This is a genomic window from Pseudomonas sp. EMN2, from assembly GCF_009650555.1.
Lineage (GTDB): Bacteria > Pseudomonadota > Gammaproteobacteria > Pseudomonadales > Pseudomonadaceae > Aquipseudomonas > Aquipseudomonas sichuanensis.
Map to the genome: position 1 here is coordinate 226,202 of NZ_VZZR01000012.1, position 16,189 is coordinate 242,390.

The following is a 16,189-nucleotide window of genomic DNA, read 5'->3' on the forward strand; positions in this document are numbered from 1 at the left end:
ATCTCATGCGCCCCGATCATCCCTACATACCTCCAACAACACAGGCTCGCGTCGCGAATACAGCGCATTTTTATGGTGCTGGCCTGATGGTCAACTCTGGTCGCGCGATTGGTCTGCTTGGCGGCCTGCCAGCTTCCCCGGCGACGGACCTCGCTATGTCCGGTGCAGTACAGAGCTCTATAGGCGCAACTACTGTCGGGGTGGGGACAGTTCTGATGATGAGACCCGTAGCCTCCAACTGGTGGAGAGACGCAGGCACATATGGCGTACCGCGTTGGAGGGTTGTGACGGAGGGGGTAATGGAGACCTTGGGGGTGGGGCTTGTCTGGGATGGCTTGCGTTACTTGGGACGGGGTATCGGGTCCGCTGGCAACAGGTTAAGCAACTGGGTGACACGGCCGTGGCGAACCCCGACAGAGCCGCCTGTGGAGCTTACAACCGTCAGCGCCGTTCGTCAGGGTAATTCGGGTTGAGATCCGTGCCTTGGCGTTGAAACCAAGGCACGGCGATGATCTTACTGCGCCTTCACTTCCTTCAAATAAGGCGCCGGCTCCGCCCCCAGGTTCTCCAGCATGCGCTGGCTATACCAGTCGATGAAGTTCACCACGCCAAACTCGTAAGTCTTCGAGTAAGGCCCCGGCTGATAGGCGGTGGAGTTGATCCCGCGCTGGTTCTCTTCGGCCAGGCGACGGTCCTGGTCGTTGGTGGCATCCCATACCTTACGCATTTCTTCAGGGTTGTAGTCCACCCCCTCCACCGCATCCTTGTGCACCAGCCACTTGGTGGTGACCATGGTTTCCTGCGCGCTGATCGGCCACACGGTGAACACGATCATGTGGTCGCCCATGCAGTGGTTCCACGAATGTGGCAGGTGCAGGATGCGCATCGAGCCCAGGTCGGGGTTCTGGATGCGGCCCATCAGCTTCTTGCACGCCACCTTGCCGTCCATGGTCATCGACACGGTGCCCTTGAGCAGCGGCATGCGCACGATGCGGTTACGCAGGCCGTGGCTCTTGTGCAGGTAAGGGATCTTCTCGGCTTCCCAGGCGGCGGCCGAGGCGGCCACATGGTCCTTGAATTCCTGGCTGGCGCGCGGGTCGTTGGTGTCGTCCCACTCCAGCAGCGTCTTCAACAGCTCCGGGTGCGAACCGCTGCAGTGGTAGCACTCGCGGTTGTTCTCCAGCACCAGCTTCCAGTTGGCCTTCTCCATCAAGGTGGTCTGCACCGCCACCTTGGTGTTCTCCATGTCGTACGGTTCCATGTAGTGGTCGAGGGTGGCCAGGAACTCGTCGATGGCCGGCGGGTTCTCGGCCAGGCTGATGAAGATGTAGCCACCGGCCACCTTCACGTTCACAGGCTTCAAGCCGTACTGGTTCATGTCGAAGTCGGCGCCCATCTCGGTACCGGCGAACAGCAGGCGGCCATCGAGTTCGTAGGTCCACTGGTGGTAGTGGCAGACCAGCTTGGCCACCTTGCCCTTGTCGCTGACGCACAGGCGCGAGCCGCGGTGGCGGCAGACGTTGTGGAAGGCATGCACCTTACCTTCGGCACCGCGGATCACGATGATCGGGTTCTTGCCGATCTGCAGGGTGATGTAGTTGCCCTTGGTCGGGATCTCGCAAACCAGGCCGGCGATCAGCCATTCCTTGTGGAAGATCTCCTGCATGTCGATCTGGAACAGGCGCTCGTCGCTGTAGAAAGGTTGCGGCAGCGAGTAGGTGCGCTCGCGGGTCTGCAGCATCTCGGCGGTGGCCTTGCGTGCGGGTTCCAGTGGGTCGCCCAGGCTCAGGGTAGCGGTGACGTCCATCGTGTGGTCCTCGGGGCCGCGTGCGGCCGACAAAAGTGGCTAATCGTTGTTGTTTGCCGCAGGGCTGCTGCTTTGGATAAACAGCCTGTTGTTTTGCCGAGGAGTGTGCGTTCGAAGACGGCGGGAACCATATCCATGGGCGACATGGCCGCATCGAATTCCGACGCGCCAACCCTTGTAGCGTGGGGCTGGTCGCGATAAGCACGCCGATGTCGCGGATGGGAATGTACGCAGCCCTCGCGTTGCGCATTATCGGAGCCATAAGAAAGGCCGACAGTCGGCTGCTGGAGATGAACATGTCCGATACCTTCCTCAACCCGGTCACCACCCAGACCTGGGCCAATGGCCGCCACATCGTGCGCTGCGTCAAGGTCATCCAGGAAACCTGGGATGTGCGCACGTTCTGCTTCATGGCCGACCAGCCGATCATGTTCTTCTTCAAGCCCGGGCAGTTCGTCACCCTGGAGCTGGAGATCGAAGGCAAGCCGGTGATGCGCTCCTACACCATCTCCAGCTCGCCGTCGGTGCCCTACAGTTTTTCGATCACCGTCAAGCGCGTGCCGGGCGGGCTGGTGTCGAACTTCCTCCACGACACCATGCACGAAGGCGCCGAGCTGCCGGTGCACGGGCCGGTGGGGCTGTTCAACGCCATCGACTTCCCGGCGGGCAAGACCCTGTACCTGTCCGGTGGCGTCGGCATCACCCCGGTGATGTCCATGGCCCGCTGGTTCTACGACACCAACGCCAATGTCGACATGGTCTTCGTGCACAGCGCCCGCTCGCCGAAGGACATCATCTATCACCGCGAGCTGGAGCAGATGGCTTCGCGCATCCCCAACTTCAGCCTGCACATCATTTGTGAGAAGCACGGGCTGGGCGAGCCGTGGGCCGGCTATCGCGGTTACCTCAACCAGCGCCTGATGGAGCTGATCGCCCCGGACTACCTGGAGCGCACCATCTTCTGCTGCGGCCCGACGCCTTACATGAGCGCGGTCAAGCGCATGCTCGAGGCGGTCGGCTTCGACATGAAGAACTACCACGAGGAGTCGTTCGGCGCGACACCGCCCGAGGCCAAGGCCGATGCGGTGGAGCATGCCGAAGCTGCTGCCGATGCGCCGGAAGTGGACGCGGCCGACCTCAACCTGGTGGAGTTCGTCGGCAGCGACAAGAGCATTCGCGTGGCCCCGGGCGAGACCGTGCATGCGGCGGCGGCCAAGGTCGGGCTGATGATCCCCAAGGCTTGTGGCATGGGTATCTGCGGCACCTGCAAGGTGCTCAAGCTGGGTGGCGAGGTGGAGATGGAGCACAACGGCGGGATCACCGAAGAGGACGAGGCCGAGGGCTATATCCTGTCTTGCTGCAGTGTGCCGAAGGGGGATGTGCGGATCGAGTACTGACCCGCACACGCGGCCTCACAGCAGCCCACGATACAGATCCGGGCGGCGGTCTTCGAGCACATGGTTGTAGGTGCTGATGCGTTTGTCGTCGGCCTCGGCCGGGGTGATATCCGCCAGCAGCAAGCGAGTGTGCTGGCTGCGATCGCCGCCTGCCAGCAGATGACCGTCGGCGTCCAACAGCGCCGTGCCGCCCACCCACTGTGTGCCCCGTTCCTCGCCGCAACGGTCGCAGGCCAGCACGAACAGGCGGTTCACCGAGGCATTGGCCTGGGCCCGGATCACCTCGGCCGGGCGCTGCGCCGGCAGGCTCGGCCCGAGCGGCCAGTTCACCGGCGCGCACAGCAACTGGGCGCCGCCCAACGCGGCCAGGCGCACCCATTCGGGAAACTCCAGGTCGTAGCAGATCATCATCGCCACTTTGCCGATGGCGGTGTTCACCACCGGTGGCGGCTGGTCGCCAGGGGTGAAAATGCGGGTTTCGCCATCCCACAGGTGGGCCTTGCGGTAGAAGGTGCGACGACCACAAGGCTCGATCAGCACACATGCATTGGCTACTTCGCCCCCGGCCAGGCGTTCGCAAAAGCCGCCTACTACGATCACCTGGTGCGTGCGGGCATGCGCCGCCCAGGCCGCCAGGGCGGGGCTGTCGCGCGTTTCGGCGTGGTCGTGGGCCTCCTGACGGTCGCGAAACAGGTAGCCGCTGAGCGCCAGTTCCGGCAGCACCACCAGCCTGGCGCCGGCCAGTGCGGCGTCGCGGATGGCGGCGAGCGAGCGTTCGAGGTTCAGGCGCGGCTGGCCAAGCTGCGGGGCCAGTTGCTGGCAGGCCACACGGTAGGTGCCGTTCATACGCGGTTCTCCTGGCGCCACAGGGCGGTTTCACGTTGGTTGTCGCGGTGGTAGGTAAAACACCCGTAGAGCAGGGCTGCCATGACGAAGCCCACTGGCGCGGCGAGGTCCACGCCCCCCAGGCTGGCAACCAGCCAGCCCTGGTAACCGCCCAGGCTGGCGAACGGCAGCATGGCCAGCAGCGCCCCCAGGTAGGCCAGCAAGCCAGGCAGTGCCCAGCGCCCGTAGATGCCTTGTGCGTCGAACAGTTCGGCGATCACATAGCGGCCCTGGCGCAGCAGATAGAAGTCGGTGAGGTTGATGGCGCTCCAGGGCAGCAGCAGATACAGCATCAGTTGCAGGAACAGGCTGAAGCTGTCCAGGTAGCTGGCCGGCAGGCTCAGGGTGATCAGATAGATCAGCACCCCCACCAGCACGATACCGACAATGCGTGGCCCGGCCCCAGGCGGTACCTCGCGCATGGCCGACAGGGCACTGGCGCCGGTGAGCATGGCGCCGTAGCAGTTGATGGCCATGATGCCGACCAGCGCCGGCACCGCCAGCAGCACGGCGACGTTGCCGAAGCCCGGCATGGCCAGGTCACCCAGGTGTTTCACGTAGCCGATCGGCCCGTCGGCGGGTAGTGCCGAGGCCAGCAGGGCGCCCAGCGACATCAGCCAGATGGCCGATGCGGCGGCGCCCAGATAGGTCCAGCCGACGGTGCGCCGGGCCGGGGTGTCGGCAGGCAGGTAGCGGGTATAGTCGGACACATAGACGGCGTAGCTGATCTGGTAGGCCGCGGCCACCGACAGCTGGCCGAAGAATGCAGCCCAGGAGAAGGGTACTTGCGGCTGTGCGCTATCGAGTTGCAGCCCACCCAGCGCGGTAAGGGTGAGCCAGCCGAACACGGCGATCAGCACGTAGGTGAGCCAGCGCTGCACCGCGTGCAGCAGGTCGTGGCCGACTACGGCGATGCACAATGCGATGGCCAGCAGCAGGCCCTGCCACAGCGGCGCCGGCCCCGGCAGCCACGGGCCGAGCGCTTCGCTTGCCAGCGTGAGGTTGAACACGTTGAAACCCACGTACACACCGACCACCACCGCGAATGGCAGCACCGCGCCATAGAGCCCGAACTGGGCCCGTGACTGGATCATCTGCGCCAGGCCCAGGCGCGGGCCCTGGTTGGCGTGCAATGCCATGCACAAGGTGCCGGCCGCGACCCCCAGCACGATCGCCAGAATGGCTTGCCAGGCCAGCAGGCCGGAGGACGGGCCGATGAAACCGGTGGCCATGGTGGTGAGCACGAAGTTTCCGGTGAACCAGAACGGCGCCAAGTGCCAGGCCTTGCCGTGCCGTTCACCGGCCGGGATTTGTTCGATACTTCGGGCTTCCATGTTCAAGACTTTTTTCGCGTGTATTGCACGAGCCATGGGAATTCCAGGTGTCATGGAATTTCACCGGAATTTACGGCGAAGTTCACGTGTGGACTGGTTGTTTGAGGTTATGTCAACTGGCATTTCTGATAGTCTCAGAATTCGAATTAATAGCGCGAAAGAGTATTTTGCTATGTAGGAATATTCCTATTTACTTCGGTTAATTAACTTATTCACAGTGAAGTGAGTAATAAACATGGCGGCTACACCCAACAGAATGCGAGCTGCTTTACTGGCCCGGGCCGACGCTGTCAGTGCCTTGATTCCGGACTTTCCATTCGACTATGCACGCTACCTGCAGGCCAAGGGCGCAAGCCCCCTGGGCAGTCTGCAGCCCGAGAACCTGGGCCAGGCAGTACTGGTGGTGGGGGCCGGTGTGGCGGGGCTCGTGGCCGCCTATGAGTGCATGCGCATGGGCTTGCGGCCGGTGGTGGTGGAGGCCAGCGGGCGAATCGGTGGGCGGTTGTTCTCCGACGGGGTCGGTAGTGTGCCGTTCGAGCGTGGGGCCATGCGCTTTCCGGTGTCGGGCAGGGCGCTGATGCATTACTTCGATAAAGTCGGCATGCGTGACAACAGTGAAGACTTCCCCAACCCGGGCAGCGTTGCAGCGGTCAGTACGGTAGTTGATTACGAAGGGAACAAGTATTACTTCGAGGGTGATGACGGGGAATTTCCCCGGCCAGAAAAGTTCAAGGCCATTGAAGACCGTTTCTTTGAAGAGTTCCTGGAACAATCCCCGATTCATTTTGCTGCCATGGAACGGGCAATGTCCGATGGTACGGTGGATCAAGACTTCATCAAGTCCACTTGGAACAATATGCTCGAACTGGGTTGGGATAACTTGAGTTTCCATGCGGCGATGGTCGAGCAGGCCAAGTGGTTGGCGGCGGATATCAACCTGTTCGGTCAGATCGGTTTCGGTACCGGTGGCTGGAATACCGACTTCCCCAACTGTTTCCTCGAAGTGCTGCGGGTGCTCTATACCGGGCTGGATGTTTCCCACCAGCTGATGCGCGATGGCGCCGATCAGTTGCCGCAGCGGCTATGGGCGGGCACCCCCGGCAGTTTTGGCGACGAGCATGTGTATTGGGATGCCCTCGAAACGGTGCAGACCTTGACCATGGCAGGCTTGCCTGGGCGCAACCCGCTGCGCCAGGAGGTCAGCCTGGTCAGCCGTCGCGAAGATGGCCAGTTCGAGGTGTACCTGCGCGACCTGGAGCGGCAGGAGGACCACACGCAGACCTTTGCAGCGGTGGTCTACACCCCACACGTTCGCATCCTCGACAAGTTTCGCTACCGGCATGCCGACCCGCAACCCGCAGGCCCGGCGCTGCTCAGCCAGAAGCAGTGGGAAGCGGTGATGTACACCCACTACATGCAGTCGGCCAAGGTCTTCGCCCAGACCCGCAGCCCGTTCTGGAAGGCCCGTGACAGTGAAGGCCGGCAATTGATGAGCATCACCCTGTCGGACCGCCTGACCCGCGGCACCTACCTGGTGGACTATGGCGCCAGCAGCGGCAGCTACACAGGCTCGGGGATCTTCCTGTCGTACACCTGGAACGACGACAGCCTCAAACTGCTGGGCAGCCAGGCGCACATGCCCAACGCCGAGCTGTGCACCACCCTGCTGGAGCAGGTCTATCCGCAGGTGGACCTGCGTGGGCAGTACCTGGGCAGCGACCCGTTCGCGCAGATCCAATGGGAAGCAGAGCCCTTCTACCTCGGTGCGTTCAAGATGAACCTGCCCGGCCAATACGAGTATCAGCGCCTGTTGTTCAGCCAGTTCCACGAGGGTGGCAACGGCGTTGCCAATGATGGCTTCATCCTGGCCGGCGACGATGTGTCCTGGACCGCAGGCTGGGCCGAGGGGGCGGTGACCACGGCACTGAATGCCGTGGACAAGCTGGCCAGCAAGTTCAATGGCGGGGTTGCGCCGCAGGCGGGGCCGATCTCGCAATGGGAACGGCTCAAGCCGATGGCGTTGGGGGGTGTGCCTGCCCAGCAGCAGCCGGCAGGGCTGCCGTGCCGTCTTATTCGTGCGCTGACGAACTGGCTGTGCCGGCCTGGCAGGCGCACATAGAGGGGCACGCGGAGGTTGAGGCCATTCGCCGGTGCCACGCCCCCCCTATGGCCTTGACGGTCAGGTACGGAACCGCGCCACCAGCCCGTTGAGGTCCACCGCCAATCGCGACAACTCGGCACTCGCCGCGCTGGTCTGATGCGCGCCGGTGGCACTCTGCACCGACAGGTCATTGATGTTCACCAGGTTGCGGTCCACCTCGCGGGCCACCTGGGCCTGCTCCTCGGCGGCGCTGGCGATCACCAGATTGCGCTCGTTGATCTGCCCCACCGCCGAGGCGATGGTGTCCAGCGCAAGGCCTGCGCCCTTGGCGATGTTCAGGGTCGATTCGGCGCGCTCGGTGCTGGTGCGCATCGAGTCCACGGCCTGTTCGGTGCCACCCTGGATGCTGCCGATCATCCGCTCAATCTCGCTGGTGGACTGCTGGGTGCGGTGCGCCAGCGCCCGCACTTCATCGGCCACCACGGCAAAGCCACGGCCCGCCTCGCCGGCACGCGCCGCCTCGATGGCGGCGTTGAGCGCCAGCAGGTTGGTCTGGTCGGCCAGGCCGCGGATCACGTCCAGCACCTTGCCGATGTCGCGCGATTGCTCGGCCAGGTGGGTGATCAGCTTGGCGGTGGCCTGTACGTCGCCGCTCATGCGCTCGATGGCGCCCACGGTTTCCATGACCAGGTCGCGGCCATCGCCGGCTGAACGGCTGGCTTCGCTGGAGGCTTCGGAGGTGCTGACCGCGTTGCGTGCCACTTCCTCGACCGCGCTGGTCATTTCGGTGACGGCGGTGGCGGCCTGCTCGATTTCGTTGTTCTGCTGCTGCAGGCCGCGGGCGCTTTCGTCGGTGACGCTGTTCAGCTCTTCGGCGGCCGAGGCCAGCTGGGTGGCGGAGCCGGCGATCAACTGCAAGGTGTCGCGCAGCTTGTCCTGCATCTTGGCCATGGCCTGCAGCAGGCGCGCGGCTTCGTCGGTGCCTTCGGGGCGGATGCTGTGGGTGAGGTCGCCCTCGGCGATCTGCTCGGCGGCCTTGAGCGCTTCGTCGATGGGTTTGACGATGCTGCGGGTGAGCAGGAGGGCGAACAGCAGGGTCAGCACGGTGGCGGCAATCAGCAGGCCGATCACCAGGGCAAAGGCGCCGTTGTACTGGTCGGCGGCCTGCAGGTTGGTGTCGCGGGTCTGGTCGGTGTTGATGCGCACCAGGGTGTCCATGACCTTGTTGATCTGCTCGGAGTTGTCCAGCAGGTCGCGGTTGAGCAGGGTGCGCAAGCCTTCCAGGTCGCCGGCCTGGCTCAGGCTGCGCATGCGCGCTTCGAGCTGGCGGTACTGGCCGAGCAACTGGCCGTACTGATCGAACGCGGCTTTTTCATCGGCGGCGCTGATCAGCGGCTCGTAGGCATGGCGGGCCTTGTCGATCTGCGCGTTGCGCTCGTCGAGCAGGCGCAGGGTGTCCTGCTGGGTGGCCGGCTCGCGGTTGAGCAGCAGGCGGTAGGAGAGGGTGCGCAGGCGCAGGTTGAGCGCGGTCAGCTCGTCGAGGGTCTTGATGCTGGGCACGCTGATTTCTTCGATGGTCACGCCGGCCTGGCGGATGTTGCCCATCTGGATCAGCGAGAAGACACCCAGGCCGAGCATCAGCAGGCCGATCACCGAGAACCCGAGCAGGGCGCGCGGGGCGATATTCATGTTGCGTAGGGACATGGAGGCGGTATCCAAGGCAGAAAGGGGGGCCGCAGTCCGTGCGACGAAATGGGACCTGCCGGCGTATCGGTCGTGACCGGCCAGTCTTGATAGTGGCACGGTGAAATTGTGAGGCAGCTAACTAAATTCCTGACAGGCGGTTGACCCAGGCCGGAACAAGGGCGGCCGACACCGGTCAACCTGAGCAGGTAAAAACCTTTTGAATCCGATATTTAATGGCGAGGGCGCAGGTTTTTCCTTATCGTGTGCGCCCTTTGCAACAACCCGAGATAGACGCATGTTGGAAACTTCCCTGAATCAACTCGAGCAGCTGGTCACCGACCTGATGCACAAGAACGCACAACTGGCCGAACAGAACGCCAACCTGGCCCAGGAACTGGCCCAGGCCAAGGAAGAGAACGACAGCCTGCAGTTGTCGCTGATGGAACAGGAAGAGAAGCACGGCGCCACCGCTGCCCGCATCCAGGCCCTGGTCGACCGCGCCAGCGCGGGTGTCGTGAACGCATGAGGCTGCACGCGCAGCCGGTCAACGTCGTCTCGATCCTCGGCAACGACTATTCGCTCAAGGCGCCGGAAGGCCAGGAAGAGACCCTGGCCCAGGCCGTGCGCATGCTCAACGTCGCCCTGGCCGAGACCAAGCGCAGCTACCCGACCCTGATCGGGGACAAATTGCTGGTGCTGGCGGCCCTGAACCTGTGCTCGAAACAGATCGAGTTGCAGCGCGAACACGCCAAGACCCTGGAGCGCACCCAGGCGCAGATCGACGCCACCGTCGATGCCATCAGCCGCACTATCGGCGACGCCTGATTTGAGTTGGACCGCTCTGTGTCAGCGGTCCCCACCTTTCCTGAAGCATCCCATGACCCTGTGGGAGCTGGCTTGCCAGCGATGGCGTCGGTGCATTCACCACTGCTATCGCTGGCACGCCAGCTCCCACAGGTCATTTGTTTTGTTCAAGATTTGTGGCTTGATCGGATACTAGAGTGTATACACTTCCCCCAAAACAATAATGTTCGGGGAACAAGGGCATGCGTATCTGGCGGCGGAGTATCCAGTGGCAATTGATCGCAAGCATGGGCGCGGCCCTGCTGGCGAGCATCCTGGTTGTGGTGGCGATCTACACGGTGGCGGTCAACCGCCTCACCGAGCGGTACCTGGTCGACACGGCGCTGCCGGCCAGCATCGAGGCGATCCGTAACGACATCGAACGCATGCTCGGCCGACCGCTGGTGGCCGCGGCGGACATCGCCGGCAACACTCTGCTGCGCGATTGGCTGGCCGCCGGTGAGGATCCTGCGCAAGCACCGCGTTTCATCGAGTACCTGGAGGGCGCCAGGCAGCGGAACCAGGCCTTCACCACGATGTTCGCCGCCACTGCCACAAACCACTACTACAACGAAAAAGGCCTGGATCGCACTCTCAGCCGCGCCAACCCCAAGGACAGCTGGTTCTACGGCTATATCGACAGCGGGGCCGAGCGCCTGGTCAATATCGATATCGACGGGGCCACCGGCGAATTGGCGCTGTTCATCGACTATCGGGTGGAAAAGGATGGCCAGTTGGTGGGCGTGGCGGGCATGGGCCTGCGCATGAGCGAGTTGTCCAAGCTGATTCACGACTTCAGCTTCGGCGAGCACGGCAAGGTGTTCCTGGTGCGCAACGATGGCCTGATCCAGGTGCACCCCGACCAGCAATTCAGCGGCAAGCGCAAACTCGCCGAGCAGCTCGATGCCGATGCAGCCAAAGCCGTGATGACGGGCGGGCAGGGCCTGCGCAGCAGCCGTTTCAGCCGTGACGGTGAAACCTACCTGGCCCTGGGCCTGCCCCTGCGTGACCTCAATTGGACCCTGGTGGCCGAAGTGCCCGAGGCCGAAATCTATGCCCAGATGCGTCAGGCCGTCTGGCTCACCAGCTTGATTGGCGGAGGCGTAGCGCTGGTGTCGCTGTTGCTGGTGGTGCTGTTGGCGCGTGGCTTGGTACGGCCGATCCGCCAGGTCACTGCGGCATTGGTGCAGATTGGCAGCGGTGCCGGTGACCTCAGCCACCGACTCGACGATTCGCGCCAGGACGAGCTGGGCGATCTGGCCCGGGGCTTCAACCGCTTCCTCGACAGCCAGCGCGGCTTGATCGGCGAAGTGCTGCGCACCACCGAGCGCCTGCACCGGTCGGTCGAACAAGTGACGCAAGTGGTGGACAACACCGCCGAACGCTCTGGCCGGCAGCAGGAAATGACCGAGATGGTCGCCACCGCCGTGCACGAGATGGGTTTGACCGTGCAGGACATTGCCCAGAATGCCGGCTCCGCCGCCGTGGCATCGCAGTCGGCGCGCGACGAAGCGCTGCAGGCGCGGGAAGTGGTGCGTCGGTCCATTCACAACATCGAAGGCATGTCTGGCGAGATCGGCAAGGCCGCCGATGCGGTCAGCCAGTTGGCCGACGAAGTCGCCTCGATCGATGAAGTTTTGGCGGTGATCCGCAGTATTTCCGAACAGACCAACCTGCTGGCGCTGAACGCGGCCATCGAAGCGGCGCGGGCCGGTGAGATGGGCCGTGGCTTTGCCGTGGTGGCCGACGAGGTGCGTACATTGGCCCGGCGCACCCAGGTGTCCACCGACGAAGTGCAGCAGATGATCCAGCGCCTCAAGCAGGGCGCGGGCACGGCGGTGTCGTCGATGCAGGCGGGGCAGCAGGCGACCGGCAATGGGGTGGAGTCCAGCCAGCTCACGGGCACGTCGCTGGGGGCGATCACCGATCAGGTGGAGCAGATCAGCGACATGAACCACCAGGTGGCCACGGCGACCGAGGAGCAGTCGGCGGTGACCGAGGAGATCAACCGCACGGTGCAGGGGATTTCCGACCTGGCGCGGCAGACGGCCAGCGAAGTGCAGGGATGCCGCGAGGAATGCCAGGCCTTGCGTGGATTGGCCGATGACCTGGCGCGGCAGATGGGTGGGTTCAGGCTTTAATCGGTGTTGGATTCTTCGCGGGTAAACCCGCTCCCACAGGGACAGCACTGACCTTAAGGTTAGTGGAGCACCTGTGGGAGCGGGTTTACCCGCGAATGCGGTGGATCAGGCGCCGACGATGGCGCGGATATCCGCCGCCAGTTCGCGCACCCGAGCCTCTTCGGTATCCCACGAGCACATGAACCGCGCCCCACCGCTGCCAATGAAGGTATAGAAGCGCCAGCCTTTATTGCGCAGCGCTTCGATGGCCGGCTCCGGCATCTGCAGGAACACCCCGTTGGCCTCTACCGGGAACATCAGCTCGACGCCCGGCAAGCCACTGACCAGCGACGCCAGCAGTTGCGCACACTTGTTGGCGTGACGGCCATGACGCATCCAGGCACCGTCTTCCAGCAGCCCGACCCACGGCGCCGACAAGAAGCGCATCTTCGAGGCCAGTTGCCCGGCCTGCTTGCAGCGGTAGTCGAAGTCTTCGGCCAGGGCGCGGTTGAAGAACAGGATCGCCTCGCCCACTGCCATACCGTTCTTGGTGCCGCCAAAGCACAGCACATCGACGCCGGCCTTCCAGGTCAGCTCCGCCGGGGTGCAGCCGAGGAAGGCGCAGGCGTTGGTGAAGCGTGCGCCGTCCATGTGCAGGTTCAGGCCCAGTTCTTTACAGGTGGCGCTGATCGCCTTGAGCTCGTCGGGGCGGTACACCGTGCCCACCTCGGTGGCCTGGGTGAGGGTCACCACGCGGGGCTTGGGGTAGTGGATGTCCTGGCGCTTGAGCGCCACTTCACGGATCGACTCGGGGGTGAGCTTGCCGTTGACGCTGGGCGCGGTCAGCAGCTTGGAGCCGTTGGAGAAGAACTCCGGCGCGCCGCATTCGTCGGTCTCGACGTGGGCGGTCTCGGAGCAGATCACGCTGTGGTAGCTCTGGCACAGCGAGGCCAGGGCCAGGGAGTTGGCGGCGGTGCCGTTGAAAGCGAAGAACACTTCGCAGTCGGTTTCGAACAGTTTGCGGAAGTACTCCGAGGCGCGCTCGGTCCACTGGTCGTCGCCATAGGCGCGTTCGTGGCCGTGGTTGGCCTTTTCCATCGTGGCCCAGGCCTCGGGGCAGATGCCGGAATAGTTGTCGCTGGCGAATTGTTGGTTGTTGTCGGTCATGACGCCTGTCCTTTTTACGACGCAAGAAAGCACTCTAAACCATTGATTCGGGAGATGCCTATACAACCTTTCCGAAAGGGGTGATGGCCCGTGGGAGCGGGCTTGCCCCGCGATTGCGGCGGTCCTGGAAAAGGATTTATCAGCACCAACGCCATCGCGGGGCAAGCCCGCTCCCACGCTGTTTTCCACAGTGCCTTGAACAATGTCGTAAACGCGCCATTGCAAGGCGCGCGCAGGCATCTGTGCCCTCCGGCCCGGCCATACCATCGCTGCAAAGGGTGACAAGTCCCTCTACAGACAAGAAACGATCGCTGCCGGGAGATACATGATGTTCAGCAAGCAAGACCAGATCCAGGGTTACGACGACGCACTGCTGGCGGCGATGAATGCCGAGGAACAGCGCCAGGAAGATCACATCGAGCTGATCGCCTCGGAGAACTACACCAGCAAGCGCGTGATGCAGGCCCAAGGCAGCGGCCTCACCAACAAATACGCCGAAGGCTACCCGGGCAAGCGCTACTACGGTGGCTGCGAGCACGTCGACAAGGTCGAGGCGCTGGCCATCGAGCGCGCCAAGCAGCTGTTCGGCGCCGACTACGCCAACGTGCAGCCGCACTCCGGTTCGTCGGCCAACGGCGCCGTGTACCTGGCCCTGCTGCAGGCCGGCGACACCATTCTGGGCATGAGCCTGGCCCACGGCGGTCACCTGACCCACGGCGCCAAGGTGTCTTCCTCGGGCAAGCTGTACAACGCCGTGCAGTACGGCATCGACACCACCACCGGCCTGATCGACTACGACGAAGTCGAGCGCCTGGCCGTCGAGCACAAGCCGAAGATGATCGTCGCCGGTTTCTCGGCCTACTCGAAAACCCTCGACTTCCCACGCTTCCGCCAGATCGCCGATAAAGTCGGTGCCCTGCTGTTCGTCGACATGGCCCACGTTGCCGGCCTGGTCGCCGCCGGCCTGTACCCGAACCCGATCCCCTTCGCCGATGTGGTCACCACCACCACCCACAAGACCCTGCGCGGCCCACGTGGCGGCCTGATCCTGGCCAAGAGCAACGAAGAGATCGAGAAAAAGCTCAACGCCGCGGTGTTCCCCGGCGCCCAGGGCGGCCCGCTGATGCACGTGATCGCCGCCAAGGCCGTGTGCTTCAAGGAAGCGCTGGAGCCTGGTTTCAAGGCCTACCAGAAGCAGGTCATCGAAAACGCCCAGGCCATGGCCCAGGTGTTCATCGACCGCGGCTTCGATGTGGTCTCGGGCGGTACCGACAACCACCTGTTCCTGGTCAGCCTGATCCGCCAGGGCCTTACCGGCAAAGACGCCGACGCCGCCCTGGGCCGTGCCCATATCACCGTCAACAAGAACGCCGTGCCCAACGACCCGCAGTCGCCGTTCGTCACCTCGGGCCTGCGTATCGGCACCCCGGCCGTCACCACCCGTGGCTTCAAGGTGGCCCAGTGCGTGGCGCTGGCCGGTTGGATCTGCGACATCCTCGACAACCTCGGCGACGCTGACGTTGAAGCCGATGTGGCCAAGAACGTCGCCGCCCTGTGCGCAGACTTCCCTGTTTACCGCTGAGTGGAGTAAACGACCATGCAACGCTACTCGGGCTTCGGCCTCTTCAAACACTCCCTCAGCCACCACGAGAACTGGCAGCGCATGTGGCGCACGCCAACCCCTAAAAAGGTCTACGACGTGGTCATCGTCGGCGGTGGCGGCCATGGCCTGGCCACGGCCTACTACCTGGCCAAGGAACACGGCATCACCAACGTTGCCGTGATCGAAAAAGGCTACCTGGGCGGCGGCAACACCGCCCGTAACACCACCATCGTGCGTTCCAACTACCTGTGGGACGAGTCGGCGCACCTGTACGAGCACGCCATGAAGCTGTGGGAGGGCCTGTCCCAGGACCTCAACTACAACGTGATGTTCTCCCAGCGCGGCGTGTACAACCTGTGCCACACCCTGCAGGACATCCGCGACTCCGAGCGCCGGGTCAACGCCAACCGCCTCAACGGCGTCGATGGCGAACTGCTCAACACCGCCCAGGTGGCGGCCGAGATTCCTTACCTGGACTGCTCGAAGAACACCCGCTACCCGATCCTCGGTGCCACCGTGCAGCGCCGTGGCGGCGTGGCCCGTCACGATGCCGTGGCCTGGGGCTTCGCCCGTGCCGCCGACGCCCTGGGCGTGGACCTGATCCAGCAGACCGAAGTGATCGGTTTCCGTAAAGAAAACGGCGCCGTGATCGGCGTGGAAACCAACAAAGGCTTCATCGGCGCCAAGCGCGTCGGTGTGGTCACCGCCGGTAACTCCGGGCACATGGCCAGGCTCGCCGGCTTCCGCCTGCCGCTGGAGTCGCACCCGCTGCAAGCCCTGGTATCGGAGCCGATCAAGCCGATCATCGACAGCGTGATCATGTCCAACGCCGTGCACGGCTACATCAGCCAGTCCGACAAGGGCGACCTGGTGATCGGTGCCGGTATCGACGGCTGGGTCGGCTACGGCCAGCGCGGCTCGTACCCGGTGATCGAACACACCCTGCAGGCCATCGTCGAGATGTTCCCCAACCTCTCGCGCGTGCGCATGAACCGCCAGTGGGGCGGCATCGTCGACACCTCGCCGGACGCCTGCCCGATCATCTCCAAGACCCCGGTCAAGAACATGTTCTTCAACTGCGGCTGGGGCACCGGCGGCTTCAAGGCCACCCCAGGCTCGGGCAACGTGTTCGCCGCAAGCCTGGCCAAGGGCGAGATGCACCCACTGGCCGCGCCGTTCTCCATGGACCGTTTCTACAACGGTGCGCTGATCGACGAACACGGCGCTGCTGCCGTCGCCCACTGAC

The 16,189-nt window shown here is 63.8% G+C and carries 12 protein-coding genes and 2 pseudogenes; 8 read left to right on the plus strand and 6 right to left on the minus strand.

The window, feature by feature from the left end; genetic code table 11:
• Positions 1-514: 514 nt before the first annotated feature.
• Complete coding sequence (gene gbcA, locus F6X61_RS05465; RefSeq protein ID WP_153785729.1) at positions 515-1,807, minus strand: glycine-betaine demethylase subunit GbcA; 1,293 nt, start codon at positions 1,805-1,807, stop codon at positions 515-517.
• 296 nt (positions 1,808-2,103) lie between these two features.
• On the opposite strand from gbcA, the gene gbcB reads away from it, so the two are divergent.
• Entirely contained in the window at positions 2,104-3,204 is a 1,101-nt protein-coding gene (gene gbcB, locus F6X61_RS05470) for a glycine-betaine demethylase subunit GbcB (protein WP_031314933.1), read from the plus strand.
• Between the two features lie 15 nt (positions 3,205-3,219).
• Here gbcB and F6X61_RS05475 read toward each other — a convergent pair whose 3' ends face one another.
• Positions 3,220-4,050: a nitrilase-related carbon-nitrogen hydrolase gene (locus F6X61_RS05475; protein WP_153785730.1), complete on the minus strand. Its 831-nt coding sequence runs from the start codon at positions 4,048-4,050 to the stop codon at positions 3,220-3,222.
• Positions 4,047-5,423, minus strand: a complete 1,377-nt coding sequence (locus F6X61_RS05480) for a cytosine permease (protein WP_256671299.1) — start codon at positions 5,421-5,423, stop codon at positions 4,047-4,049. The genes F6X61_RS05475 and F6X61_RS05480 overlap by 4 nt, the downstream gene beginning before the upstream one ends.
• Before the next feature lie 256 nt (positions 5,424-5,679).
• Between F6X61_RS05480 and F6X61_RS05485 the strand changes: the two genes are divergently transcribed.
• Complete coding sequence (locus F6X61_RS05485) at positions 5,680-7,542, plus strand: NAD(P)/FAD-dependent oxidoreductase (protein WP_306108980.1); 1,863 nt, start codon at positions 5,680-5,682, stop codon at positions 7,540-7,542.
• Between the two features lie 60 nt (positions 7,543-7,602).
• On the opposite strand, the gene F6X61_RS27495 is transcribed toward F6X61_RS05485, so the two are convergent.
• Both F6X61_RS27495 and F6X61_RS27500 read right to left on the minus strand, forming a co-directional pair.
• Complete coding sequence (locus tag F6X61_RS27495) at positions 7,603-8,475, minus strand: methyl-accepting chemotaxis protein (protein WP_369992088.1); 873 nt, start codon at positions 8,473-8,475, stop codon at positions 7,603-7,605.
• Positions 8,458-9,228, minus strand: a pseudogene (locus F6X61_RS27500) (MCP four helix bundle domain-containing protein); the annotation flags it as partial. The pseudogene F6X61_RS27500 and the gene F6X61_RS27495, both read right to left, overlap by 18 nt.
• A gap of 277 nt (positions 9,229-9,505) precedes the next feature.
• Here F6X61_RS27500 and F6X61_RS05495 point away from each other — a divergent pair.
• The 4 genes and pseudogenes from F6X61_RS05495 to F6X61_RS27510 all read left to right on the plus strand — a co-directional run bounded on the left by F6X61_RS05495 (position 9,506) and on the right by F6X61_RS27510 (position 12,194).
• The gene (locus F6X61_RS05495) at positions 9,506-9,736 is read left to right on the plus strand and encodes a hypothetical protein (protein ID WP_153785734.1); all 231 of its coding nucleotides are present in this window, start codon (positions 9,506-9,508) and stop codon (positions 9,734-9,736) included.
• A complete protein-coding gene (locus F6X61_RS05500; RefSeq protein ID WP_153785735.1) occupies positions 9,733-10,035 on the plus strand; it encodes a cell division protein ZapA in 303 nt (100 codons plus the stop codon). Before F6X61_RS05495 ends, F6X61_RS05500 begins: the two co-directional genes overlap by 4 nt.
• A 266-nt stretch (positions 10,036-10,301) precedes the next feature.
• Positions 10,302-11,330, plus strand: a pseudogene (locus F6X61_RS27505) (cache domain-containing protein); the annotation flags it as partial.
• Positions 11,331-11,465: 135 nt separating this feature from the next.
• The gene (locus tag F6X61_RS27510) at positions 11,466-12,194 is read left to right on the plus strand and encodes a methyl-accepting chemotaxis protein (RefSeq protein WP_371923655.1); all 729 of its coding nucleotides are present in this window, start codon (positions 11,466-11,468) and stop codon (positions 12,192-12,194) included.
• A gap of 105 nt (positions 12,195-12,299) precedes the next feature.
• On the opposite strand, the gene F6X61_RS05510 is transcribed toward F6X61_RS27510, so the two are convergent.
• On the minus strand, positions 12,300-13,340 hold the full coding sequence (locus tag F6X61_RS05510; protein ID WP_153785737.1) for a low specificity L-threonine aldolase: 1,041 nt from the start codon (positions 13,338-13,340) through the stop codon (positions 12,300-12,302).
• 328 nt (positions 13,341-13,668) lie between these two features.
• Here F6X61_RS05510 and F6X61_RS05515 point away from each other — a divergent pair, with 328 nt between their 5' ends.
• Together F6X61_RS05515 and F6X61_RS05520 are read left to right on the plus strand one after the other, a co-directional pair.
• On the plus strand, positions 13,669-14,922 hold the full coding sequence (locus F6X61_RS05515) for a serine hydroxymethyltransferase (protein ID WP_110992276.1): 1,254 nt from the start codon (positions 13,669-13,671) through the stop codon (positions 14,920-14,922).
• Positions 14,923-14,937: 15 nt separating this feature from the next.
• A complete protein-coding gene (locus F6X61_RS05520; RefSeq protein ID WP_110992277.1) occupies positions 14,938-16,188 on the plus strand; it encodes a sarcosine oxidase subunit beta family protein in 1,251 nt (416 codons plus the stop codon).
• Position 16,189: the final 1 nt, after the last annotated feature.